The organism is Streptomyces lavendofoliae (assembly GCF_014649735.1).
Classification (GTDB): Bacteria; Actinomycetota; Actinomycetes; order Streptomycetales; family Streptomycetaceae; genus Streptomyces; species Streptomyces lavendofoliae.
The window spans coordinates 237,362-261,376 of the sequence record NZ_BMTP01000003.1 but is presented as its reverse complement, the minus strand read 5'-3'; the positions used below and the strand labels follow the sequence as shown (position 1 = coordinate 261,376).

The 24,015-nt window shown below is 71.3% G+C and carries 21 protein-coding genes and 2 pseudogenes; 8 read left to right on the top strand and 15 right to left on the bottom strand.

Translation table 11 applies throughout. The features are described from left to right. Window positions 1-123 precede the first annotated feature (123 nt). Together IE109_RS06825 and IE109_RS06820 are read right to left on the bottom strand one after the other, a co-directional pair. The gene (locus tag IE109_RS06825; RefSeq protein WP_189549832.1) at window positions 124-333 is read right to left on the bottom strand and encodes a DUF397 domain-containing protein; all 210 of its coding nucleotides are present in this window, start codon (window positions 331-333) and stop codon (window positions 124-126) included. Further along, window positions 330-1,210, bottom strand: a pseudogene (locus IE109_RS06820) (helix-turn-helix domain-containing protein). Before IE109_RS06820 ends, IE109_RS06825 begins: the two are co-directional and overlap by 4 nt. A gap of 158 nt (window positions 1,211-1,368) precedes the next feature. On the opposite strand from IE109_RS06820, the gene IE109_RS06815 reads away from it, so the two are divergent. Then, window positions 1,369-1,803: an ATP-binding protein gene (locus IE109_RS06815; RefSeq protein WP_189549831.1), complete on the top strand. Its 435-nt coding sequence runs from the start codon at window positions 1,369-1,371 to the stop codon at window positions 1,801-1,803. A gap of 113 nt (window positions 1,804-1,916) precedes the next feature. On the opposite strand, the gene aspS is transcribed toward IE109_RS06815, so the two are convergent. Continuing rightward, window positions 1,917-3,683 (bottom strand): aspartate--tRNA ligase, encoded by a 1,767-nt coding sequence (gene aspS, locus IE109_RS06810; protein ID WP_189549830.1) that lies wholly within the window; start codon window positions 3,681-3,683, stop codon window positions 1,917-1,919. Between the two features lie 122 nt (window positions 3,684-3,805). Between aspS and IE109_RS06805 the strand changes: the two genes are divergently transcribed. Next, the gene (locus IE109_RS06805; protein ID WP_189549829.1) at window positions 3,806-5,890 is read left to right on the top strand and encodes an ATP-binding SpoIIE family protein phosphatase; all 2,085 of its coding nucleotides are present in this window, start codon (window positions 3,806-3,808) and stop codon (window positions 5,888-5,890) included. Window positions 5,891-5,977: 87 nt separating this feature from the next. Here IE109_RS06805 and IE109_RS06800 read toward each other — a convergent pair whose 3' ends face one another. The 4 genes and pseudogenes from IE109_RS06800 to IE109_RS06785 form a co-directional block, all read right to left on the bottom strand. Next, complete coding sequence (locus IE109_RS06800) at window positions 5,978-6,781, bottom strand: class I SAM-dependent methyltransferase (protein WP_189549828.1); 804 nt, start codon at window positions 6,779-6,781, stop codon at window positions 5,978-5,980. Between the two features lie 76 nt (window positions 6,782-6,857). Beyond that, complete coding sequence (locus tag IE109_RS06795; protein WP_189549827.1) at window positions 6,858-7,895, bottom strand: AI-2E family transporter; 1,038 nt, start codon at window positions 7,893-7,895, stop codon at window positions 6,858-6,860. 164 nt (window positions 7,896-8,059) lie between these two features. Beyond that, window positions 8,060-8,876 (bottom strand): annotated as a pseudogene (locus IE109_RS06790) (pirin family protein). A gap of 344 nt (window positions 8,877-9,220) precedes the next feature. Next, window positions 9,221-9,673, bottom strand: coding sequence for an SseB family protein (locus tag IE109_RS06785; protein WP_189549826.1), 453 nt, complete (start codon window positions 9,671-9,673; stop codon window positions 9,221-9,223). A gap of 206 nt (window positions 9,674-9,879) precedes the next feature. Here IE109_RS06785 and IE109_RS06780 point away from each other — a divergent pair, with 206 nt between their 5' ends. Continuing rightward, a complete protein-coding gene (locus IE109_RS06780) occupies window positions 9,880-11,706 on the top strand; it encodes an acyl-CoA dehydrogenase (RefSeq protein ID WP_189549825.1) in 1,827 nt (608 codons plus the stop codon). 93 nt (window positions 11,707-11,799) lie between these two features. On the opposite strand, the gene IE109_RS06775 is transcribed toward IE109_RS06780, so the two are convergent. Beyond that, a complete protein-coding gene (locus IE109_RS06775) occupies window positions 11,800-12,228 on the bottom strand; it encodes a DUF6083 domain-containing protein (protein WP_229890754.1) in 429 nt (142 codons plus the stop codon). 143 nt (window positions 12,229-12,371) lie between these two features. Between IE109_RS06775 and IE109_RS06770 the strand changes: the two genes are divergently transcribed. Next, complete coding sequence (locus IE109_RS06770; protein ID WP_189549824.1) at window positions 12,372-13,664, top strand: M18 family aminopeptidase; 1,293 nt, start codon at window positions 12,372-12,374, stop codon at window positions 13,662-13,664. A 67-nt stretch (window positions 13,665-13,731) separates the two neighbouring features. Continuing rightward, window positions 13,732-13,956 carry a DUF6458 family protein gene (locus IE109_RS06765; RefSeq protein ID WP_189549823.1) on the top strand — a complete coding sequence of 75 codons (225 nt, stop codon included), beginning with the start codon at window positions 13,732-13,734 and terminating at the stop codon, window positions 13,954-13,956. 268 nt (window positions 13,957-14,224) lie between these two features. Here the strand turns inward: IE109_RS06765 and IE109_RS06760 are convergent, their stop codons facing one another. Beyond that, window positions 14,225-16,063, bottom strand: a complete 1,839-nt coding sequence (locus tag IE109_RS06760) for an NHL domain-containing thioredoxin family protein (protein WP_189549822.1) — start codon at window positions 16,061-16,063, stop codon at window positions 14,225-14,227. Between the two features lie 63 nt (window positions 16,064-16,126). On the opposite strand from IE109_RS06760, the gene IE109_RS06755 reads away from it, so the two are divergent. Continuing rightward, window positions 16,127-16,843 (top strand): hypothetical protein, encoded by a 717-nt coding sequence (locus IE109_RS06755; protein WP_229890644.1) that lies wholly within the window; start codon window positions 16,127-16,129, stop codon window positions 16,841-16,843. A 5-nt stretch (window positions 16,844-16,848) separates the two neighbouring features. Here IE109_RS06755 and IE109_RS34195 read toward each other — a convergent pair whose 3' ends face one another. From IE109_RS34195 to IE109_RS06745, 3 genes are all read right to left on the bottom strand, one after another. Further along, on the bottom strand, window positions 16,849-17,079 hold the full coding sequence (locus IE109_RS34195; RefSeq protein WP_444545554.1) for a DUF7848 domain-containing protein: 231 nt from the start codon (window positions 17,077-17,079) through the stop codon (window positions 16,849-16,851). Window positions 17,080-17,641: 562 nt separating this feature from the next. Then, window positions 17,642-19,207, bottom strand: coding sequence for a recombinase family protein (locus IE109_RS06750; protein WP_189549821.1), 1,566 nt, complete (start codon window positions 19,205-19,207; stop codon window positions 17,642-17,644). 33 nt (window positions 19,208-19,240) lie between these two features. Next, window positions 19,241-19,408 carry a thioredoxin domain-containing protein gene (locus IE109_RS06745; RefSeq protein ID WP_189550148.1) on the bottom strand — a complete coding sequence of 56 codons (168 nt, stop codon included), beginning with the start codon at window positions 19,406-19,408 and terminating at the stop codon, window positions 19,241-19,243. Window positions 19,409-19,473: 65 nt separating this feature from the next. Here IE109_RS06745 and IE109_RS06740 point away from each other — a divergent pair, with 65 nt between their 5' ends. Then, window positions 19,474-19,959, top strand: a complete 486-nt coding sequence (locus IE109_RS06740) for an LURP-one-related/scramblase family protein (RefSeq protein ID WP_189549820.1) — start codon at window positions 19,474-19,476, stop codon at window positions 19,957-19,959. A 92-nt stretch (window positions 19,960-20,051) separates the two neighbouring features. Here IE109_RS06740 and IE109_RS06735 read toward each other — a convergent pair whose 3' ends face one another. Continuing rightward, window positions 20,052-20,849, bottom strand: a complete 798-nt coding sequence (locus IE109_RS06735; protein ID WP_189549819.1) for a carbon-nitrogen family hydrolase — start codon at window positions 20,847-20,849, stop codon at window positions 20,052-20,054. 168 nt (window positions 20,850-21,017) lie between these two features. On the opposite strand from IE109_RS06735, the gene IE109_RS06730 reads away from it, so the two are divergent. Further along, window positions 21,018-21,842, top strand: coding sequence for a maleylpyruvate isomerase family mycothiol-dependent enzyme (locus tag IE109_RS06730; protein WP_189549818.1), 825 nt, complete (start codon window positions 21,018-21,020; stop codon window positions 21,840-21,842). Window positions 21,843-21,993: 151 nt separating this feature from the next. Here the strand turns inward: IE109_RS06730 and IE109_RS06725 are convergent, their stop codons facing one another. Together IE109_RS06725 and IE109_RS06720 are read right to left on the bottom strand one after the other, a co-directional pair. Further along, window positions 21,994-23,301, bottom strand: a complete 1,308-nt coding sequence (locus IE109_RS06725; protein WP_189549817.1) for an MFS transporter — start codon at window positions 23,299-23,301, stop codon at window positions 21,994-21,996. Further along, complete coding sequence (locus IE109_RS06720; RefSeq protein ID WP_189549816.1) at window positions 23,298-23,939, bottom strand: GntR family transcriptional regulator; 642 nt, start codon at window positions 23,937-23,939, stop codon at window positions 23,298-23,300. Before IE109_RS06720 ends, IE109_RS06725 begins: the two co-directional genes overlap by 4 nt. Window positions 23,940-24,015 lie beyond the last annotated feature (76 nt).

Sequence of the window (24,015 nt, the reverse complement as noted above, 5' to 3'; positions counted from 1 at the left end):
ATCGTTGCACCCGAAAATTCGACCATGTGATGAGGACCGCTCCTGCCGCCGCGAGTCGAAAAGCTCAAGACGACGCGCCCTGCCCCGGCGTGGGCCGGACGTGGGCGCGTGCGCTCGGTGCGGTCAGTTGCCCGAGGCGTACGGGACGAAGCTCGACCAGGCCGTCGGGGTGAGGACGAGCCGCGGGCCGTCCAGGCACTTGGAGTCGCGGACGTGGACCGTGCCGGGGGAGGTGGCGACCTCGACGCAGGAGTCGCCCTCGCTGCTGCTGCTGTAGCTGCTCTTGAACCACGCCAGTCCGGAGCCGTTCCCGGCCGAGGTGTTGCGGATCATGTCTCTCCCAGCAGTTGCTCGATGAAGGCTCTCGACTCACGGGGAGTGAGAGCCTGAGCCCGGATGATGCCATAGCGCAACTCAAGGATATGGAGCTGCTTCCGCTCGGTCACGGGGCGGCCGTTGGCCACAGCCAGGGAGCGCCCGACCGCCGCGCCGTCCGCGAACTTCAGTACCTCGATGCCGCCCGCGATGCCCGCGTGTTCCTCCCGGTCCATCGGCATCACCTGAAGCTCGACGTGCCGCATGTGGGCCACCGCGAGCAGGTGTTCGAGCTGGGCGCGCAGCCGTGTCCGTCCGCCCAGCGGGCGCCGAAGCGTCCATTCCTCCAGGACGAACCCCATCTCGGCGCCGGGTCACGATCGAAGACGGACTTGCGGGCCATACGACCGGCCACCATCCGCTCCACCTCGTCCTGCGAGTACGCCGGCCGTCGCATGAGCAGCAGCCCGCGGGCGTACTCCGGTGTCTGCAACAGGCCATGGATGTTGAGCGGGTCGTACAGCTGGAGCTCCACCGCCTGGGCCTCCAGCTTGGCCAGTTCCCGGACCTTCTTCGGGTACCGGACCTTCGCCACGTCCTCCTTCATGGCCGACAGCAGGCCACCCGCCCTCAACACCTCGTCCGCCCTGTCCAGGAACTCGGGGCGGGGGATCCGCTTACCGCCCTCGATCTTGTAGACGAGATCCTCGCCGTACCCGACGGCCACACCGAAGTCGGCGGCGCGCATCCCCACCGCCTCCCTCCGCAGCTTCACCTGCCGCCCCACCGTGGCGATGACGGCCACGCCCCAGTCGTCGTCCGGGTCCACCTCCCATCCCGGCTCGTCCGCCTCGCTCTTGAGCCGTCGCACTCCGGTCCCACCGTCCACCGACATGCCCCGCACCTCTCCGTCCGCGCTGTCGTGCCGCGACGCCCCTACCCCTGCGGCTCGCCCGGACAGACCGGACAGCAGTGGACAAGCTCCGGACAGTCACTCTACGCAGTGGCGATGTCACTGGTCACGACCAGGCGGGGGCGGCCAGGCTCGGCGATGTGAACCAGACCGACGTCACTCAACTCCCCTCCGGCTTCGCTCGTTTCCGTGCGCTGCTGTCCCCCACGCCACGCGGAGCCCGACTCGCCCGGCTGCTTGCCGTGGAGTGGTTGCGGACCCGGCCCGAGGTGCCGTACCGCGTGGCCGAGGCCGCCGCGCAGCTCGTGGCGGAGCTCGCGGCCAACGCCGCCACGCACGGCCGCGTGGCCGGCCGGAGCTTCCGGCTCGCGCTCCTCGCCGGTGAGGGCGTCCTCCGCATCGAGGTCACGGACACCCGGGCCGACGCGCTTCCCCACCGCCGCCCGTCCTCGCTCGACGCGGAGTCCGGCCGTGGGCTGCTCCTCGTCGATGCGCTCGCCGACCGCTGGGGCACCACACCCGGCCCCGCCCCGCAGAAGACCGTGTGGGCCGAACTCGGCCTCCCGCTGCCCTGACCGGCGTACGGGAACCGCAGCTGCGGGGCTTGCGCACCCGGGCGGTGAGCCCGGGAACGGAAAAGGCCCGGAATCCGAGGATCCCGGGCCCTTCGTCGTACAGCGGCGGCGGACTACTTGTCGGCGACCGGCTTGCGGAGCGCGATGTTCAGCTCCTTGAGGCGGGCCTCGTCCAGCTCGGTCGGGGCGCCCATCATCAGGTCCTGGGCGTTGCCGTTGAGCGGGAAGGCGATCGTCTCGCGGATGTTGGGCTCGTCGGCCAGGAGCATGACGATGCGGTCGACGCCCGGGGCGATGCCGCCGTGCGGCGGGGCGCCGTACTGGAAGGCACGGAGCATGCCGGCGAACTCGGTCTCGACGGTCTCGCGGGAGTACCCGGCGATCTCGAAGGCCTTGAACATGATGTCGGGCTCGTGGTTCCGGATGGCGCCGGAGGACAGCTCGATGCCGTTGCAGACGATGTCGTACTGCCAGCCCAGGACGTCCAGCGGGTCCTGGGTCTCCAGGGCCTCCAGGCCGCCCTGCGGCATCGAGAAGGGGTTGTGCGAGAAGTCGATCCTGCCGGTCTCCTCGTCCTTCTCGTACATCGGGAAGTCGACGATCCAGGCGAACCGGAAGACGTTCTCCTCGAAGCGGCCGGCGCGCTTGGCGGCCTCGACCCGGACCGGGCCCATGATCTTGGAGACCTCGTCGAACTCGCCGGCGCCGAAGAACACGGCGTGTCCGGGCTCCAGGCCGAGGCGCTCGGTGAGGACCTTGACGTTCTCCTCGGTGAGGAACTTGGCGATCGGGCCGGTCAGCGCGTTGCCCTCGCCGACGCGGACCCAGGCCAGACCCTTGGCGCCGAGGGAGACGGCGTAGTCGCCGAGGCCGTCGAAGAACTTGCGCGGCTGGTCACCGGTGTCCGGCACGGCCAGCGCGCGGACGTGCTTGCCCGCGAATGCCTTGAACTCGGACTTCTCGAAGACGTCGGTGATGTCGACGAGCTCCAGGTCGGTGCGGAGGTCCGGCTTGTCGTTGCCGTACTTGAGCATCGACTCGCGGAACGGGATGCGCGGGAACGGGGAGGTGACGTGACGGCCGCCGCCGAACTCCTCGAACAGCTCGGTCATCAGCTTCTCGATCGGCTGGAAGACGTCCTCCTGCTCGACGAAGCTCATCTCCACGTCGAGCTGGTAGAACTCGCCCGGTGAGCGGTCGGCACGGGCGTCCTCGTCGCGGAAGCAGGGCGCGATCTGGAAGTAGCGGTCGAAGCCGGAGATCATCAGCAGCTGCTTGAACTGCTGCGGGGCCTGCGGCAGGGCGTAGAACTTGCCCGGGTTCAGGCGGGAGGGGACGACGAAGTCACGGGCGCCCTCGGGGGAGGTCGCGGTGAGGATCGGGGTCGCCATCTCGTTGAAGCCGAGGGCCACCATCTTGGAGCGGATGGCGGCGATGACCGCCGAGCGCAGCATGATGTTGCGGTGCATGCGCTCGCGGCGCAGGTCGAGGAAGCGGTACTCCAGGCGCCGCTCCTCGTTGACGCCGTCGTCCGTGTTGATGGTGAACGGCAGCGGGGCGGACGCGCCGAGGACCTCGACCTCGGAGACCTCGACCTCGATCTCGCCGGTGGGAAGCTCGGTGTTGATGTTCTCGGCACCGCGCGAGACGACCTTGCCGTCGATGCGGACGACCGACTCCTTGGTCTGCTTGTCGAGCGCCTCGTACGCGGCGGTGCCGGGACGGGCGACGAGCTGCGTGATGCCGTAGTGGTCGCGCAGATCGATGAAGAGGATGCCGCCCAGGTCGCGCCGATTGTGCAGCCAGCCGCTCAGCCGGACGTCGGTGCCGACGTCAGAGGCGCGGAGCTCGCCGCAGGTGTGGGACCTGTACCGATGCATCGTCGTTCATCCAGTCTTCGGGGTGGGGGTTTGGCTCGACGCGTCAAGGTTACCGGGCTCGCCAAGATCGCCGGGGCACAGCTCGGTGGCGGCTGATCGGTTCCTCTTCTTAGAGTGGGGCAATGCGCACCGAGGACGTCCTGGCCGCCATCGCGACGGGCCTGTGGCGCTGGGACAACGCCTCCGGGATCGTCACCCTCGACGCGGAGGCGGCCCGGCTGCTCGGGCTGCCCGCCGAGCCGGTCGAGCTGTCGGAGGCGGCCGTACGCTCCCGCTTCCACCCGGTCGACTGGAACGAGATCGACGGGATCGTGAACCTCGCCGTGCTGGAGGGCACCCTCGCCGAGGCGCGGCTGCGGATCATGGACGAGAGCGGGCGGGTGATCCGTACCGTACGCAGCCGGTCGAAGCCGTTCGTCGAGGGCACCGACTACCAGCTGGTCGGCACCCTCCAGGAGGTCGCCGAGCCGCAGCCCGGCACGGCGGCCCGTACGCCCGTGACGGGCGACTGGCGGCGGTCGCGGGAGGCGTTCCTGCTGGACGCGGGGCGGGCGCTGGCCGAGGCGCGGTCCACGGCGGAGGTGCTGCGGGTGGCTGCCTCGCTGTCGATGCCGGGCTTCTCGCCGGACGGGCTCGCGGTGTTCGGCGTCTCGGGCGACCGGCTGACGATCATCGGGCACCACGGGCACAACGCGGGTGACGACGGCCCCTTCACGGACATGCCGCTGGACACCGACTACCCGGCCGCCGAGGTGGTGCGGACCGGGCGGGCGATCTACCTGCCGACTCCGGAGGAGTACCGGGCCCGTTTCCCGGCGACCTGGCCCCTGGCGCAACGTTTCGGCAGGGAGTCGTGGGCGTTCCTGCCGCTGATCGTGGCGGGACGCACCATGGGCGCCTGGATGGCGGCGTTCACCTATCCGGTGTCGTTCACGCCGGACGAGCGGTCGGTCCTGACGACCGTGGCGCGGATGCTGGCGCAGGCCCTGGCGCGGGCGGGGGTCGCCGAGTCGGAGCGGGAGCTGTCGCTGGGTCTCCAGCGCACGATGATGCCGGTCCTGGGCCCGGCCATCCCCGGCATGGAGGTGGCCGCGCGGTACGTCCCGACCGGCGGCGGGCTCCAGGTCGGCGGCGACTGGTACGACATGATCCAGCTGCCCGGCGGGCGCATCGCGCTGGTGATCGGCGACGTGCAGGGGCACGACGTGCGGGCGGCCGGGCTGATGGGGCAGCTGCGGATCGCGCTGCGCGCCTACGCCTCGGAGGGCCACCGCCCGGACGCGGTGCTGTCCCGGGCCTCGCGCTTCCTGTACGGCATCACGGACGGGGCCGAGGGCGACCACGGGGCGGCGCGGTTCGCGACGTGCCTGTACCTGGAGGTGGACCCGGCGACGGGGACGCTCGACATCGCGCGGGCGGGGCACCCCGACCCGGCGATCCGGATGGCCGACGGCACGGTGATGCTGCGGCCGACGGCGGGCGGGCTGCCGCTGGGCATCGTCCCGGACACCGACTATCCGACGACGCGGCTCACGCTGGAGCCCGGCGAGACGCTGATGATCTGCACGGACGGGCTGCTGGAGACGGGCGGGCACGACCTGGAGACCGGCTGGGACCGGATCCGCACGCTGCTGGAGCGGCACGACACCGAGGGCGAGTCGCTGGAGGTGCTGGCCGACAACCTGGTGCAGGCCGTGCACGGGCCCGGCTCGCACCACACCACCGGTCCGCTCGCCGACCGCCGCGAGGACGACATCGCGGTGCTGCTGCTGTCACGGACCGGGGCCCCGCTGCGGACGGCCGCCGCCCGGCGTACCGCGATGACGATCGCGCAGGCGGAGCCGGAGCGGATCGCGGCGGCCCGGCAGCACCTGCGGGAGCTGCTGCACGACTGGGCGGACCCCGAGCAGGTCGACTCGGCGGTCCTGATGGTGTCCGAGATGGTCACCAACGTGCTGGTGCACACCGACGGCGACGCGCTGCTGGTGGCGGAGGCGACCGGGGACCACGGCAAGCGGCGGCTGCGGGTGGAGGTGGCGGACGCCAGCGACGAGCTGCCGCACCGGCGCCGGCCGGGTGAGATGGCGTCGTCGGGGCGCGGGCTGATCCTCATGGAGATGCTGGCGCACGAGTGGGGCGTGGACCCGCGCGGCGAGGGCAAGTCGATCTGGTTCGAGCTGCTGGAGGACCGGGACGGGGAGCCGTAGGGGGTGGCTCGAAAGTGGCGTCGTCCGCCCGGAGGACGGCGCCGGGGACGTGGGACGTCTGGCTACGTGCGTGCGATCGCACCCGCTCTAGTGGCTCACCACCGGGTGGTGCGTGAGGCGCAGCTTGGACTGGCCGTGCGGCAGTCGCTCCCAGTCGTCCATGAAGTGGGCGGCCAGGCCGTGCTTCGCGGCCAGGCGCACGAGCGTCTCCGTGCGGTAGTAGAAGTCCTCGCCCAGCACCTGGTGCTCGTGCCCCTCGGTGCGGTCGAAGGTGAAGTCGAAGAACCCTCCGGGTGCCAGCACCCGCCCGACGTTGGCCATGCACTCGGCGACGACCTCCAGCGGCGAGTGGGAGAAGACGCTGTGCGCGTGGACGACCGTGAACCAGGCGTCCGGCAGGAAGTCCAGCGTGAGGTCGTCGACAGGGGTCAGGTACGGGAGTTTGTCCTGGAGCCCGTACCGTACGACGGTCTTCTTGGCCTCGACGAGGATGTCGGGCGAGATGTCGATCCCGTAGTAGTGGCCGGGCTCCAGGTGGTCGATGAACCGCCACCCGGCGCGCAGGTTGCCGCAGCCGATCTCCAGCATGCGGTCCCCGGGCCGCAGGCCGTGGGCGACGAGGTAGTCGTACTGCATCCGCCCGATGGCGAGCCAGCGCGCGTGCGAGGGCACGCCCCCCACCGCGGCCTCCGGGCTGCGGGCGGTGTCGGAGGCCATGACGGCCCGGTAGAAGGCGACGTGATCCCCGCGGTGCCGCAGGCGCAGCCGGGCGTTCCTGGCCGCCCGCCGCAGGTGGGGGCCCACCCGCCGGGGGTGCGCGAGCGCGTACCGCAGCTTGTGGCCGAGCCGGGAGCGGTTCTTCAGCAGACGCGGGTCGGGTGGGTCCTGCACAACGGCCTCCGTGTTTCCCGGGTGGTGGTGCCGGTCGGGGGTGTCGACCGGCCGGGGTGGGTACTACGGCTGGGTGCTACGGCCCGCCGGCGGCGTACAGCTTGCGCAGTTCGCCGATGACGCCGAACGCGGCGGCCGTGAGCGGCACGGCGAGCAGCATGCCGAGGATGCCGGCGACGGACGCGCCCGCCGTGATGGCGATCATGACGACGGCCGGGTGCATCTGGACCGTACGGCTCTGGATCACCGGCTGCAGGACGTGCCCCTCGATGAGCTGTACGGCGAGGACGACGCCGACCGCCCACAGCGCGATGACGACGCCCCGGTCGGCGAGCGCCACGAGGATCGCCACCGCCCCGGAGATGAACGCGCCGAGGTACGGGATGTACGCGCCGACGAAGACCAGCGCGCCGAGCCCCACGGCGCCCGGGACGCGCAGGACCAGCAGGCCGGCCGTGATCAGGAGGGCGTCGATCAGCGCGATGAACGTGGTGCCGCGCATGAAGCCCTCCACGGCCTCGAAGGCGCGGCGGCCCATGGCCTCGACGGCGTCGGCGCCGCCCGGGGGCACGAGGGAGCGCAGCCCGCGCACCGCGCGGCCGGAGTCGCGGAGGAAGAAGAACACGAGCAGCAGGGCGAGGACGGCCATGGCGATCATCTCGCCGACGACGCTGAGCCCGCTGATGACACCGGACGCCGCCGTGCCGCCGAACGTGCCCAGGAGGTTCCTGGCGTTGCCCGCGAGGTCGTCCAGCGACGTGCCCGCGGCGCCGAAGTGCTCGGTGAGGTCGGCGGCGGCCCGCCGCAGTGAGGTGACGATCTGGTCGCCGGTGTCGATGAGGGCGGCGACCACGATGTAGCCGGCGCCCCCGACGACGGCGACGACGGCCGCGCAGGTCAGCCCCGCGGCCAGCGACCGCTGGACCTTCATGGCGACGAGCCGCCGGTACAGCGGCCCGAGGAGCGCGGTGCCGAGCAGGGCGAGCAGGACGGGTGTGACGGCGGTGCGCAGCGTCACGCACAGCCATACGCCGACCGCCGCCACACCGGTGACGAGCAGGACGACGACGCACCAGGCGGCGACGCGCCGGACGGGCTCGGGAAGCGTGTGCACCGTTCCACGGCACCACGCCCCCGGTTCCCCCGCCCGTGGACGGCCCCCGGCCGGGGGACGGCCCCCGGCCGGGGGACGGACACCGGCCCGGGGGACGGACACCGGCCCGGGGACGGGCCCGGGGCCGGGGCCGCGGGGCGGACCGGCGCCGGCCGCCGGGGCCGTCAGGCGCCCGGCGTGATGTCCGGGCCCTGGCCGTCCTGCATGCCGTGGACGGCCGGGACGCGGCCGAGCCGGCCGGCCTGGAAGTCCTCGAAGGCCTGCTTCAGCTCGGCCTCGCTGTTCATGACGAACGGCCCGTAGTGCGCCATGGGCTCCCGGATGGGCCTGCCTCCGAGGAGGATGACCTCCAGGTCCGGGGTGTGGCCGTCCTGCTTGTCGTCGGCGCGCACGGTGAGCGAGCCGCCGTCGCCGAAGACGGCCGTCTGGCCGAGGTGGACGGGCCGGCGCTCGGTGCCGACGGAACCGCGACCGGCGAGGACGTACGCGAGGCCGTTGAAGTCCTGCCGCCACGGGAGCGTGACCTCGGCGCCGGGGCGCAGGGTCGCGTGGATCATGGTGATCGGGGTGTGGGTGATGCCCGGCCCCTCGTGCCCGTCGAGCTCCCCGGCGATGACGCGCAGCAGGGCGCCGCCGTCGGGGGAGGTGAGGAGCTGGACCTGGCCGCCGCGGATGTCCTGGTAGCGGGGGTCCATCATCTTGTCCTTCGCGGGCAGGTTCACCCACAGCTGGAGCCCGTGGAAGAGGCCGCCGGACATGACGAGGTGCTCCGGCGGCGCCTCGATGTGGAGCAGCCCGGACCCGGCGGTCATCCACTGGGTGTCACCGTTGCGGATGGTGCCGCCGCCGCCGTTGCTGTCCTGGTGGACGAAGGTGCCGTCGATCAGGTACGTGGACCGCCAGCACCGGGCGGGGTACGGCGCCCGAGGGCGCGTCGACGCGCGGCAGGGTGAGCGGGTTCTCGACGGTTACGGCAGGCATGGCGGGTCCTCCTCGGGGGCGGCGTGATCCCACTTTAGTTGAAACCTGAACTTCCTGCCAGGGGAACGCCCCCTGTCGCCCCACCATTCCCCGCCGAGGCACCGGCCTGGGACGACCGGCGCGACATCGACCCGCCCGGACCAGGCACGGCCACCGACGGCACGGCGGCCCGCCCCGGGCACGGCCGGGCACGCAACCCGGGCGCCACGGCGCGGCCCGCCCCGGGCGCCCGCTCGGCACGCACCCCCGCGCGACGAAGGCGGCGGGCCGGCGCCGTCCGCGCCGACCCGCCGCCACACTCCGAGGAGCCCGGACCCGGGCCCGCGACCGCTCCGGGTCGCCCCTCAGCCGTACATCCGCCGCATGGCGAAGTCGACCATCTGCTCCACGGCCTTGGCGTCGAACACCATCCGGTGGTCGCCCTCCATGTCGAGGACGAAGCCGTACCCGGTGGGCAGCAGGTCGATCACCTCGGCGCCGGTGATCACGAAGTACTTGGACTCCTTGCCCGCGTACCGGCGCAGCTCCTTGAGCGAGGTGAACATGGGGATGACGGGCTGCTGGGTGTTGTGCAGCGCGAGGAAGCCGGGGTTGTCGCCGCGCGGGCAGTAGACCTTCGAGGTCGCGAAGATCTGCTGGAAGTCCTCGGCCGACAGCGACCCGGTGGTGAAGGCCCGCACGGCGTCGGCGAGCGAGGGCGGCGACGGCTCGGGGTACAGCGGCGGCTGCTGCGCGTACCCCTGCTGGGGCTGGGCGTACTGCTGCTGGGCACCCGGGTTCTGGTCGTAGCCGTACATGCCGGTAAGCGTACTGAGTACGAGGGGCTCCGTGGTTCCCCCGGGGGGATCGCCCGGGAGATCACCCCCGGAGATCGCCCGGCGCGTGACGCGTCACAGATTGCCCCATAGGGGTTGCTCTTATTACCGACGGGTAGCATCATCGTAGCTACTTGCTGGTACGTGTAAGAGGATTCCGCCTCCCCGAGCCTTACGGAGCCGTCGCCATGGGGCACTACAAGTCGAATCTCCGCGACATCGAGTTCAACCTCTTCGAGGTCCTCGGGCGCGACAAGGTCTACGGCACCGGTCCGTTCGAGGAGATGGACGTCGAGACCGCCAAGAGCGTCCTGGACGAGATGCGCCGTCTCGCCGAGAACGACTTCGCCGAGTCCTTCGCGGACGCCGACCGGAACCCGCCGGTCTTCGACCCGGAGACGAACACCGCGCCGATCCCCGAGTCCTTCAAGAAGTCCTACAAGGCCTTCATGGACTCCGAGTACTGGCGCCTCGGCCTGCCGGAGGAGATCGGCGGCACCACCTCGCCCCGCTCGCTCATCTGGGCGTACGCGGAGCTGATCCTCGGCTCGAACCCGGCCGTCTGGATGTACTCCTCGGGCCCGGCCTTCGCCGGCGTCCTCTTCGAGGAGGGCAACGACGTCCAGAAGCAGATCGCCCGCATCGCCGTCGAGAAGCAGTGGGGCTCGACGATGGTCCTCACCGAGCCGGACGCCGGCTCGGACGTGGGCGCCGGCCGCACCAAGGCCGTGCAGCAGGACGACGGCTCGTGGCACATCGAGGGCGTGAAGCGCTTCATCACGTCCGGTGAGCACGACATGTCGGAGAACATCCTCCACTACGTCCTCGCCCGCCCCGAGGGCCACGGCCCCGGCACCAAGGGCCTGTCCCTCTTCCTCGTGCCGAAGTTCCACTTCGACTGGGAGACCGGCGAGCTGGGCGAGCGCAACGGCGTGTACGCGACGAACGTCGAGCACAAGATGGGCCTGAAGGCGTCCAACACGTGCGAAATGACCTTCGGCGACAAGCACCCCGCCAAGGGCTGGCTGATCGGCGACAAGCACGACGGCATCCGCCAGATGTTCCGCATCATCGAGTTCGCCCGGATGATGGTCGGCACGAAGGCGATCGCCACCCTGTCGACCGGCTACCTCAACGCGCTGGAGTACGCCAAGGAGCGCGTGCAGGGCCCCGACCTGGCGAACTTCATGGACAAGACCGCGCCCAAGGTCACCATCACGCACCACCCGGACGTCCGCCGCTCGCTGATGACGCAGAAGGCGTACGCCGAGGGCATGCGCGCCCTGGTCATGTACACCGCCGCGATCCAGGACGAGATCCAGGTCAAGGAAGCGGCCGGCGAGGACGCCAAGGCGCTCATCGGACTCAACGACCTGCTCCTGCCGATCGTGAAGGGCTACGGCTCCGAGAAGTCCTACGAGCAGCTCGCCCAGTCCCTCCAGACCTTCGGTGGCTCCGGCTACCTCCAGGAGTACCCGGTCGAGCAGTACATCCGGGACGCCAAGATCGACACCCTCTACGAGGGCACGACGGCGATCCAGGGCCAGGACTACTTCTTCCGCAAGATCGTCCGCGACCAGGGCGCCTCCCTGAACGCGCTCGCCGAGGAGATCAAGAAGTTCCTGGCGGTCGGCACCGGCGGCGAGGAGCTGGCCCCGGCCCGCGACGCCCTCGCCAAGGCGGCCGTGGACCTGGAGGCGATCGTCGGCACGATGCTGACCGACCTCACCGCCACCGGCGAGGACGTCAAGAACATCTACAAGGTCGGCCTCAACACCACCCGCCTCCTGATGGCGTCCGGTGACGTGGTCGTCGGCTACCTCCTGCTGCGCGGTGCCGCCGTCGCGGCCGAGAAGCTGGAGACGGCCTCTTCCAAGGACACGGCCTTCTACCGGGGCAAGATCGAGGCCGCGAAGTTCTTCGCCGCCACCGTCCTGCCGGGCGTCTCCACCGAGCGCGCCATAGCCGAGGGCGTCGACAACTCCCTCATGGAGCTGGACGAAGCCGCGTTCTAGTCCCGGAGCGCGACCGGGCCGCACCGGCCCGGTCCGCGCCACCCGGTCCATGACGGCCCGCCCCCGCAGTCCCCGGGGGCGGGCCGTCGGCCGTCACCGGGCGGCGCACACCGAGAAGTGGCTCACCCGGCACGTGCCCGAGGGCACCGCCCCGCGCAGCTGCACCGCCGTGCCGTCCCCCGCCACGTACCACCGCTCGCCGCGCGGAACGCCCGCGACCGGACGCTCACCCGGCTCCATCGCCACCCAGCGGCCGTGCACCGTCCGGTGCCAGCGCGCCTGCGCCCCGCAGAACCGGCAGGTCGTCGACGAGCCGGTACGCGGCGGGCGCGGCGCGGGTATCGACGCCCGCAGCGACGCGGCCGTCACCGGCAGGATGTCCCCCAGGCGCACCGGGTCCCGGTCCGGGGCGCCGGTCGCCGCGGTCGTGCACGCCGCGCACAACGGCATTCCCAGCGGGACGCTCCACTCGGCCCCGGGTGTTTCGCATGCGGCACAGACGGGCGAGACGGGCGTGGTCATCGTGGTCACCAGTGCACCTCCGGTCGCGACCGGCGAGTCAGCGGACTGCTGTCCCGCTACGTCTTCCGATAGTCGCAGCCGCCACTGACAATGGGCCGTTCGCGACGGTCGCTCTCAACTGACCCGCCCGTAAAGTGAGGGCCATGAGCAGCTCACCCCCCCGCTTCGACCGCGGCCACACCGACGACCTCATGACCTTCCTGGCGGACTCCCCCACGCCGTACCACGCCGTGGCCACCGCCGGTGAACGGCTGGAGAAGGCCGGCTTCCGGAAGCTCGACGAGACAGCCGCCTGGGACGGTACGAGCGGCGGCAAGTACGTCATCCGGGGCGGCGCGATCATCGCCTGGTACGTACCGGAAGGCGCGGCGCCCCACACGCCGTTCAGGATCGTCGGCGCCCACACCGACTCGCCCAACCTCCGCGTCAAACCGCAGCCCGACATGGGCGCGCACGGCTGGCGGCAGGTCGCCGTCGAGACGTACGGCGGAACCCTGCTCAACACCTGGCTCGACCGCGACCTGGGCCTGTCCGGACGGCTGACCCTGCGGGACGGCGGCCACCGGCTGGTGAGCGTGGACCGGCCGCTGCTGCGCGTCCCGCAGCTCGCCATCCACCTGGACCGGCAGGCCAACGAGGGCCTCAAGCTGGACCGCCAGCGGCACATGCAGCCGATCTGGGGCCTCGGCGACGACGTCCGCGAGGGCGACCTCATCCGGTTCGTCGCCGAGGAGGCGGGGGTGAACGCCCGGGACGTGGCCGGCTGGGACCTGATGGTCCACGCCCTGGAGGCGCCCGCCTACCTCGGGCGCGACCGGGAGCTGCTGGCCGGACCGCGCATGGACAACCTGCTGTCGGTGCACGCGGGCGTGGCCGCCCTCGCCGCCGTACCGGCCGCCGGGGAACCGGAGTTCATCCCCGTGCTCGCCGCCTTCGACCACGAGGAGAACGGCTCCGAGTCCGACACCGGCGCCCAGGGCCCCCTCCTCGGCGGGGTGCTGGAACGGTCCGTCTACGCGCGCGGGGGCGGCTACGAGGACCGGGCGCGCGCCTTCGCCGGCACGGTCTGCCTGTCCTCGGACACCGGCCACGCGGTGCACCCCAACTACGCCGAGCGCCACGACCCCACGCACCACCCGCGCGCGGGCGGCGGTCCCATCCTCAAGGTGAACGTCAACCAGCGGTACGCGACGGACGGCAGCGGCCGCGCCGTCTTCGCGGCGGCGTGCGAGAAGGCGGGGGTGCCGTGGCAGACGTTCGTGTCCAACAACGACATGCCCTGCGGCACCACCATCGGCCCGATCACCGCCGCCCGCCACGGAATCCGGACCGTCGACATCGGCGTGGCGATCCTCTCGATGCACAGCGCCCGCGAACTGTGCGCCGCCGACGACCCTTTCCTGCTGGCCAACGCCCTGGTGGCATTTCTGAACTAGCCCGCCCCGCGTAGGTGTTGCGGCTCGGGGTACCCGCAACACCTACGCAGACGAGGAGGCGGGAATCATGGGCCTGGGTGGCTGCATCATTCTCATAGCGGTCGGGGCGATCCTCACCTTCGCGACCGACTGGGAGGCACAGGGCGTCAATCTGGACCTGGTGGGGCTGATCCTGATGGCGGTCGGCATCATCGGTGTCGCGACGTTCACCAGCATCGCCAGGCGCCGCCGGGCGGTCGTTCCGCCGGTGGCCCCGACGGTGATCGACCCCGCGGACGAACGGCGCTACTGAGCCGGTCACGGTCACCGGCGGACCACGTGCGGACGGCGGTGCCCGGCACCGGGCGATCGCTTCCGCCCGGACGACCGGACGGGCCGCGTACGGCGACGGGCCCCGGCGAGGGACGTTGTCGACGCCCCCGCCGGGACCGCCGCCGCACCCCCGGTGACGGGCAGGCGCCGCGATGACCGGCGCGCGGACCGCTTACTGCCCCCCGGAGCACCGGCACCGCCCATGAGGCGGGCCGCTCTCCGGGGCGACCGCGTACGCCCGCACGGGGTCACTCGGTGTCCATCCCCGCGAGGATCAGCGGCAGACGGGACACCCCCGACTCGGTGACCTTCACCGGCACGCCCCAGTCCTGCTGGTGGACGTGGCAGGCGGGGTACTCGTTGGCCGGGTCGTCGTCGCAGGACGCGGCCATCGCGGACACGTGCAGCACGCCCTCCGTGACGTCCGGGTTCAGCGTCAGCTCACGCGACAGGTCCGTGCCGGTGCCCTCGCCCGAGGCGAGCAGCTCCGGCGGCGTCGACGAGACCAGCAGCCGGGTGGAGGGCCCGTACCGCTCGTCCAGCTTCTGGCCGGTCGGCGCCCGGAAGACGACGTCCAGCCGCAGCGTGCCGGGGGCGATCGCGGTCGCCTCCCGCCGCGTCCGGTGAGCCACGGCGGCCACCTGGACGGCCTCCTCGGGCAGCCGCAGCCGCGTCAGCCGGTGGCGCGCCGACTCGACGACCACGATGTCGTCACCGACGAGCACCGCGTCGCTCGGCTCGCGCAGGTCGGTGGCGAGGGTGGTCACCTCACCGGCCGCCGGGTCGTAGCGGCGCAGGGCGTGGTTGTACGTGTCCGCCACGGCGACCGACCCGTCCGGCAGGGCCGTGACGCCCAGCGGGTGCTGGAGCAGCGCCTGACCGGCCTCGCCGTCCCGGTGGCCGAAGTCGAACAGCCCGGTGCCCACGGCGGTGTGGACGGCGCCCTCCGGGTCCACCCACCGCAGGGCGCTGGTCTCGGAGTCGGCGACCCACAGGCGTTCCTCGGTGGCGGCGAGCCCCGAGGGCTGGGCGAACCACGCCTCGTCGGCCGGACCGTCGACGAGCCCCTCGTTCGTCGTCCCGGCGGCCACCCGCACGGTGCCCTTCTCCAGGTCGTACGCCCACAGCTGGTGGACGCCCGCCATGGCGATCCACACCTCGCCCCGCCACCAGGCGACGTCCCACGGCGACGACAGGGCGACCTCCCGGGCGGGGCCGGCGGTGGGGGAACCCTGCCACCACTGCGCCCCCGTCCCGGCGAGCGTCCGGACCTCACCGGTTGCGAGGTCCAGGGACCGCAGGGCGTGGTTGACGGTGTCGGCCACCACGACCCGCCCGTCGGGCAGGACGCACAACCCCTGGGGCTCGTTGAACCGCGCCTCCTCCGCCTTGCCGTCGGCGAGGCCGCGCTCACCGCTCCCGTACCGCCGCACGACGGTCTCGCCGTCGGGACCCAGCTCCACCACCTGGTGCCGGGTGGTGTCGGTCACCAGCAGGTTGCCGCCGTCCAGGAGGAGCGCCTTGCCGGGGAACCGCAGGTGCGTCGCCACGGGCTCCGGCGGCACGTACGGCCCGTCCCCGCGCCGCAGGGTGCCCTTCGCCTCGTGCTCGGCCTCCAGCTCCTCGACGAGGGTCCCGATGGCCTTGGCGTGCCCCTCCCCGGCGTGCTGCGCGACGACGTACCCCTCGGGGTCGATCACGACGAGCGTCGGCCACGCCCGTACGGCGTACTGCTTCCAGGTGGCCAGCTCGGGGTCGTCGAGGACGGGGTGGTGCACCTCGTACCGCTCGACGGCGTCGACGACGGCCTGGTGCTCGGCCTCGTGGACGAACTTCGGCGAGTGGACGCCGATGATCACGACGGTGTCCCGGTGCTTCTCCTCGAGCTCGCGCAGCTCGTCCAGGACGTGCAGGCAGTTGATGCAGCAGAACGTCCAAAAATCCAAGATCAATGTGCGACCTCGGAAGTCGGCGAGCTTCAGGTCCTTCCCGCCGGTGTTGATCCAGCCACCCTTGCCGATCAGCTCGGGGGCACGGACACGGGCACGGCGGGGCGCGGGGGTGGGCGCCGGGGCAGCATCGTTCATGCTTCAAGCTTGCCATCCTGGTATGAACGTCGGATCACACGCGTAGGGCGGGGGGAGCGACGAATGGCTGTGGACGGGAACGAGGCGACTGCCGGTGAGACGGCGCGGACGGAACAGAGCTTCATGGCGCTGCCGGACCGCACCGAGGACAAGCAGGAGCCATTCGCCACGTGTTTGGAGGAGGTCGTCCAGATCCTCGGGCTTGCCGTCGCTCCCGAGCCTCAGCCAGGTGGACCCCTGACCTGGGAGCACCGCGCTCGGGCGGCGCTGCGTGAGGCTTGCCGCCAAGGCATGGACCTGTCCGAGGCAGCATTCGACGCACTCGTCAAAGCGGCCGTCCACGATCCCAACCCGAGTTTCAACCGTGGTTTCATCGAGCCTGCCCTTAACGCTTTTGGACACAGCCGCGTCCAATCCGCGCTGCTCGGGTACCTGCGGACCGGCACGGACCTTGAGCGAGCGGGCGCCGCGCGGGCCTGGTACTGGTCAGCCCTACCCCTACGGATGCCCCTCGTACGGGCCAAGAGCCCGGGATTTACCGGTCAGGCTGAGTCCGATGACGACTCGGCCGTGGTGGCCGAGTGGAATGAAGCTGCTTTGCGCGAGTTCGTGAGCAACGAGCACCTGGACGTCCGACGCTGCATCCTGCCGGGCCTGTCGCTCCGGAAGTCGTCCTACCCCCCGGAGCTGCACGCCCTGGTGGAAGCGGCGGTGGCGATGGCGCGGTCCCACCCGGACGATTACATCCGCCACCGCGTGGAACACCAAGTCGGCGATTGACACGCTCATTGGGCACGCTCGACCACCGCGACCTCCGACAACTTCCGGAGGAAGGTCATGTGACCTGTCCGACCAGTGTGCTGTATGCACATGTCGGTGCACACGTCCGCGCTCCCGGTCGGCGCTGCTGTCCACTGACAATCCGGGTTCAGGCATCGCGCCCTGGCCGTCGTCTCCGCTGAGGGGTGGCGGTGCATGACGTAGCTGACGTACCGGAGCACGGCTCTCACAGTCATGCGGCTCCCTCGGGGTGCGGGTGGATCCGAAGCGCCACGTTGCAATCGCTGGCCCTGGAGTGGTCGCCCCGGAGGCGGGCTTCCCGGCGCTGTGTAGCCAGGGCGGCACAGACCCCGCAGCCGGCCGCCGGTACGGGCTCGGAGTCTGTTCGCAGCGGCAGCTCTACCGGGGGTTGCGCATACGTGATCGGCTTCACGGTGCCGCTCCTCGTGTCGTCCGTGTAGCGACCACGCTAGGAACGCCGGAGCTGCAACTCCCGGAGCTTGCACGAGGTTGCACGGCTTTCACCTGAGTGTCCGCATGGCGCTCGCGATCAGCGCGCGGGCCTTCACTCCGTAGACGGTTATGTCGGCGAGTTCGGTGAGCCAAAATGGGCCCGAAAAACGGCGTCACACCCAGCGTGCGCGTTCCGAGCTGGAGCCGGGGTCGGGATGGTGACCACAGCGCAACTTCGCGCCGACCCTCGGGCTGCCCCAGTGACGAAGTGACGGAATGACGTTTAGTTCTATTCAATCCATAGAGACTCAGAACATCTCTTAAGGAGGTAATGGGCTTCGACCATCATTCCGTCACTTCGTCACCCGCTGACTCCTCCCCAGCACCGTCTCTCGTCGCCCAGACGATCCGGCAGCGCTCGTCGCCATCGAACCTCACGCCCACCCTGCCTCGCCGGACTTCCACTCGATCGATTGCGAGGCCAAGGCGTTCACGTCTTCCGGCCGCATCGTCGGCTTCCCAAGCTTCACGTAGCAGGCCCTCATCCAGGAGAGGAGAGATGTCCACGGAAGGGGTCGGCATCCGCAGTAGGTCCGCGCGCAGCCCATCGATCCGGGTACGAAGTCGTCCTGCGAGCCGGTTGTACCGGTCGATCGCGTCTGCGCCGGTGAACTCGCCACGGACGTACCTGGCCTCCTCCAGGTCCGCCAGACGGGCCCCCTCGTCCGCGATCTCCCCCTCGATCGCGTCCCGCTTCGCGAAAACCTCCGGGTCCTCCATCTGTACCCAGCGATCGGCGATCACGGCGAGCAGCGGGTCCTGAGGCTCCAGGGAAGGCAGGCGTGAGAGGAACGCCCGGGTCACGTAGTCGTCGATGCTCTCCACCCGAGCCGAGACGCCGGAGCATCCTCGCCCCATGCGGTGGCTGGAGCACTGGTACGACGTGCCAGCCTTACTCATCCGGGCCCCACAGAGCCCACAACGCGCTATGCCGGTGAGCAATGATTTCCCTTGCTTGTGGCCGTGCCGCTTCCCCGCCAGACGGAACGTACGCGCTTCAAGCTGGCGGAGGATGAGTTCGCGCTCCCCGACCGTGATGATCCCCTCGCCAATGCTCACGGTTTCGAGCGTCTCCGGGTCTCGGTAAGGAGAGACCCGGTTCATGTACTTGCGTGTCCCGTCCGGCTGCTCCTCGTACTCGGTCTGCGGCATGAGACCGGCCAAGGCCGGTGAGCGAAGGAGTTGCATGACGCTGGACGAGTTCCACTCGCCTCCACGGGCGGACTCCACCCCGTGCTCGTTCAGCAGCCGGGCGATGTGGACGAGGGCCTTCCCGGACAGCGCCTCGTCGGCGATCAGGCGGGCGTAGACGGCGGTCTCGGGGTCGTGGACGAGCTTCTTCGCCTCCGGGTCCACCAGCAGCCCGTAAGGCGGCTGTCCGCCGATCCACTGGCCCCGCTGGCGTAGGTACCGCTTGGCGTTGCCGACGCGCATCCCAAGGTTGCGGGACTCGTTGCGCGCCAGTTCCGCCAGCATCGCGATGGTGACCCGGGCGCTGTCGTTCTTCGTGTCGAGGCCGTCCATGACGGAGACCAGCCGTCCGCCGACCCGGCCTATGTCGTCCAGCGCCTTGCCGACCTCGCCGATGCCCTTGCGGGACAGGCGGTCGAGCTTCCAGACGATCAGAACGCCCACGACGCCGGCCGTGGCTGCTGTGATCGCCGCATCGAACCCCTTGCGGCTGACGTTCTTGTAACCGGAACGTCCACGGTCGATGTGGACCTTGCGGACGGTCAGTCCGTTGCGCTCCGCCCATGCCCGGCAGTCGGCTTCCTGGCGGTCGATCGCGGTCTTGCCCTCCCGGTCCAGGGACAGGCGCAAGTACAGGTCAGCAGAGGTGTGTTGGTGCACGTCCCCACGCTAGCGAGAAGTGCTCACATTGGTTCAGGAAATCCAGAAGTCGAGGATGAACACTCGCCCTCGCAGGTCGGCGAGGGTGAGCTCGTTGCCTCCGGTGTTGAGCCAGCCGCCCTTGCCGATCAGCTCGGGGGCACGGACACGGGCACGGCGGGGGGCGGGCGCGGGGGTGGGCGCCGGGACGGCATCGTTCATGGTTCAAGCTTGCCATCCGGGTACGAACACCGGCTCACACGCCTGCGGCCGGGTACGCATGTGTCATGAGATACCTGGTACGCGACAAGATCTTCGCCATCGGCGACGACTACTGGATCGAGGACGAGAACGGCCGGCAGGCGTTCCTCGTCGACGGCAAGGCCCTGCGGCTGCGCGACACGCTGGAACTGAAGGATCCGGCGGGGCGGGTGCTGGTCACCCTGCGGGCGAAGGTGTTGAGCCTGCGCGGGGCGATGACCGTCGAGCGGGACGGGCGGACGCTCGCCACGGTCAGCCGCAAGCGGCTGTCGCTGCTGCGCAACCACTACCAGGTGACCCTGGCGGAGGGCCCGCCGCTGGACGTGAGCGGGCGGATCCTGGACCGCGAGTTCGCCGTCGAGCGGGACGGGGAACTGCTGGCCCGCGTCTCCCGCAAGTGGCTGCGGGTCCGTGACACGTACGCCGTCGACGTCGTCCGGGAGGACGCGGCGGACACGGCACTGCTGATCGCGGTGGCGGTGTGCGTCATCCGGATGGCGGAGAAGGACTGAGCCCCCGCCGTACGGCGCCCCGCAGCCGCGGGGCCGGCCGGCGTGCCCCGGCGTGCCCCGGCGGGTCAGCGGCGCGCCAGGCCGGCGGTGCGTCAGCGGCGCGGTGGGGCGAGGCCCAGGAGGCGGTCCTTCAGGGCGGGGAAACGGTCGCGGGTGGTGGCCACGAGCGCCGGGTCGAGGTCCACCGTGAGGGTCTCCTCGCCGTCGCCCGCCTCCGCCAGGACCTCTCCCCAGGGGTCGACGACGAGGCTGTGGCCGGCCTGGGGCACGCCCGCGTGGGTGCCGCCGGTCCCGCAGGCGAGGACGTACGCCTGGTTCTCCACCGCGCGGGCGCGGGCCAGCAGGGTCCAGTGCTCGCGGCGGCGGGCGGGCCAGCCGGCCGAGACGACGAACGCGAGCGCCCCCGCGTCGACCAGGCCGCGGAACATCTCCGGGAAGCGCAGGTCGTAGCAGGTGGCGACGCCCAGCGGCAGGTCCGGGACCGGGACGGTGACGAGGGCGTCGCCGGCCGCCATCATCACGGCCTCGCCCGCGTCGAAGCCGAAGCGGTGCATCTTGCGGTAGGTGGCGGCGAGCTCGCCGGAGGGGGAGAAGACCAGCGCGGTGTTGTAGAGGGCGCCGTCGGGCGCGCGTTCCACGACGGAGCCGGCGTGCAGCCAGACGGACGCCTCGGCGGCGGCCTTCGCCATCGCCCGGTGCGTCGGCCCGTCCAGCGGCTCGGCCTCGGCCTCGAACGACTCGTAGGCGAAGGCGCCCACCGGCCACAGTTCGGGAAGGACCACCAGGTCGGCCACCCCACGCTGTTCAGCCACGAGCGAAGCGACCCGGGCCCTACGGGAATTGGGCGATTCGGCCGGATCTACTGCGATCTGGATCAGCGAGGCGCGCACACTACCACCGTCCTGGCATTCGAGCCGTCAACACGGGCCTACGATCGTCACACGAAAGCACTGCCGGGGTGCCTGCCCGCAGCGTACTGTTTCTTCCCGGGGGCCACCCCCGGACCCCCGGCAGCTGCCGCAGCATCCAGCCCGCGTACGAACCGCCCGAGGGGTCCCGTGACCGTCCATCCCAGCCTCCAGCCCTACGCCGACGCCTGGACCCACTCGATCGAAGCGATATCCGAGCTGGTGCAGCCCCTCGTCGAGGGGGAGTGGAATCGAGCCACGCCGTGTCCCGGCTGGTCGGTGCGCGACATCGTCTCGCACATCATCGGCATGGAGTGCGAGATGCTCGGCGACCCGCGCCCGATCCACTCGCTGCCGCGCGATCTCTACCACGTACGCAGTGACTTCGCGCGCTACATGGAGATGCAGGTCGATGTGCGCCGGCACCACACCGGGCCGGAGATGACCGCCGAGCTGGAGTACACGCTCATCCGCCGCGCCCGCCGGCTGCGCAACGAGAACCGCTCCCCCGACACGCTGATCCGCGCCCCCCTGGGTGCCGAGCAGTCCCTCGAACTGGCCTACCGGATGCGGGCCTTCGACGTCTGGTGCCACGAGCAGGACCTGCGCACGGCGCTCGGGGTGCCGGGCAACCTCGACTCGCCCGGCGCGTACGTCGCCCGGGACAACTTCCTTGCCGTCCTGCCGAAGGTGGTCGCCAAGGACGCGGGCGCGCCGCCGAACACGGCCGTCGTCTTCGACATCCACGGTCCGGTGGAGTTCCTGCGGACGGTCCGGGTGGACGCCGCGGGCCGGGGGACGGTCGACGGGGCGCCGTCGCTGGGCCCGGCGGTGACGATCGCGACGGACTGGGAGACGTATGTGCGCCTCGCCTGTGGGCGGGTGCGGCCGGCGGCCGTCGCCGACCGGGTCAAGGTGGAGGGCGACGAGGAGCTGGCGGCGGCGATCCTGGCCTCCTTCGCGGTCACGCCGTAGGCCCACGCGCGGCACGTCGCGGAGCCGGGCTCACGTCGCGGAGCCGGGCTCACGTCGCGGAGCCGGGCTCACGTTGCGGAGCCGGGCTCACGCGCGGCACGCGGGCCGGACCAGCGCGGGGCCGGCCCACGGGCGAGGCGGGGGCGGACGCCTACGCGGCCGGGACGTGGACGGTCTCCACCCGGCTCGCCACCAGCCGGTCCCGCTCGCGCCGGGCCGTGCGCGCCCGGAGCCGCAGGATCTGCGTGACGCCCAGGGCCTGGAGCGCGAAGACGGACGAGAAGGCGACGCGGTAGTCGTCGCCGGTGGCGTCGAGCAGCACGCCGACGGCCAGCAGCGTGGTGATGGAGGCGGTGAAGCCACCCATGTTGACGATGCCGGACGCCGTGCCCTGCCGTTCCGGCGGGTTCGCCGGACGCGCGAAGTCGAAGCCGATCATGGACGCGGGCCCGCAGGCGCCGAGGACGACGCACAGCGTCACCAGGAGCCACATCGGGGCGTGGCCGCCCGGGTGGGCGAGGGTGGCCGCCCACACGGCGGTGGTGGCCGCGACCGTGCCGAGCGCGAGCGGCACCCGCGCCCCGTGGTGCCGGGCGATGATCTGGCCGTAGGTCATGCCGAAGACCATGTTGGAGAGCACGGTCAGGGTGAGCATGTCGCCGGCCGCCCCCCGGGACAGGCCCTGCTCCTCGACGAGGAAGGGCAGCCCCCACAGCAGCAGGAACACCATCGCGGGGAACTGGGTGGTGAAGTGCACCCACATCCCGAGCCGGGTGCCGGGCTCCTGCCAGGAGCGGGCGATCTGGCGGCGGACGTACGCCGCGCCCGCGTGGCGGGCGGGCTCCGGCTCGTACCCCTCGGGGTGGTCCTTCAGGAAGAGCACGAGCAGCGCCAGGACGACCAGCCCGGCCAGCGAGCTGCCGGCGAACGTCGCCGTCCAGCCGAGCCCGTCCAGGGTCCGGGCTATCACGATCGTGGAGACGAGGTTCCCGACGACCCCGAAGAGCCCGGCGACCTGCGCGATGAGCGGCCCGCGGCGGGCGGGGAACCAGCGCGTGCCCAGCCGGAGCACGGAGATGAACGTCATCGCGTCGCCGCAGCCGAGGAGCGCGCGGGAGGCCAGGGCCATGCCGTACGAGGGGGAGAGCGCGAAGCCCAGCTGGCCGAGGGTGAAGAGGACCACGCCCAGCGTGAGGACCTTCTTGGTGCCGAGCCGGTCGACCATCAGGCCGACGGGTATCTGCATGCCGGCGTAGACGAGCAGCTGGAGGATGGAGAAGGTCGACAGGGCGGATGCGTTGACGTCGAAACGGTCGGCGGCGTCGAGTCCGGCGACGCCCAGCGACGTGCGGAAGATGACGGCGACGAGGTAGACGCACACGCCGACGCCCCACACGAGGGCGGCGCGGCGGCCGCCGGGCGGATCGGAGGGCAGGGACAGGGCGGCGGGGCTGCTCACCGGTCCTCCCCCCTGACCAGGACCTTGACGCGGCTGACGTGGCGGCGCACGCACCGGGCGGCGCCCTCGGCGTCACCGGCGCGGAGCGCGGCGAGGATCTCGGCGTGCTCGGCGACGTTCTTGGCGACGCGGTCGGGGTGGGCCTCCATCACGGCCACGCCCATGCGCAGTTGCCGGTCCCGCATCTGGTCGTAGAGGCGGGAGAGGATCTCGTTGCCCGCGCTGCGGACGATCTCGGCGTGGAAGCAGCGGTCGGTGACCGCGACGGCGGCGAGGTCGCCCTCGTCGGCCCGCCGCCGCTGCTCGTCCAGCAGCTCCTCCAGCCGCTCCAGGAGCCGCGCGGGCGCGGGGACGGCCTTGCGCACGGCGAACTCCTCGACGAGCAGCCGCGTTTCGACGACGTCGGCGATCTCCTGCGCGGAGACGGCGAGGACCAGCGCGCCCTTCTTGGGGTACAGCTTCAGCAGGCCCTCCATCTCCAGCTTGAGCAGCGCTTCCCGTACGGGAGTACGGGACACCCCGACGGCCTCGGCGAGCTCCCCTTCGGTGAGGAGCGTCCCGCCCTGGTAGCGGCGGTCGAGGACGGCTTGCTTGACGTGGGTGTAGACGCGGTCGGCGGCGGGAGGGGCGGAAGGCATGCCTACAGCATAGATACAAGAGGGGTGCATCACGGGCGGGTCGGCGGAGCGGTAGGACGGAACTCACAACCCGGGG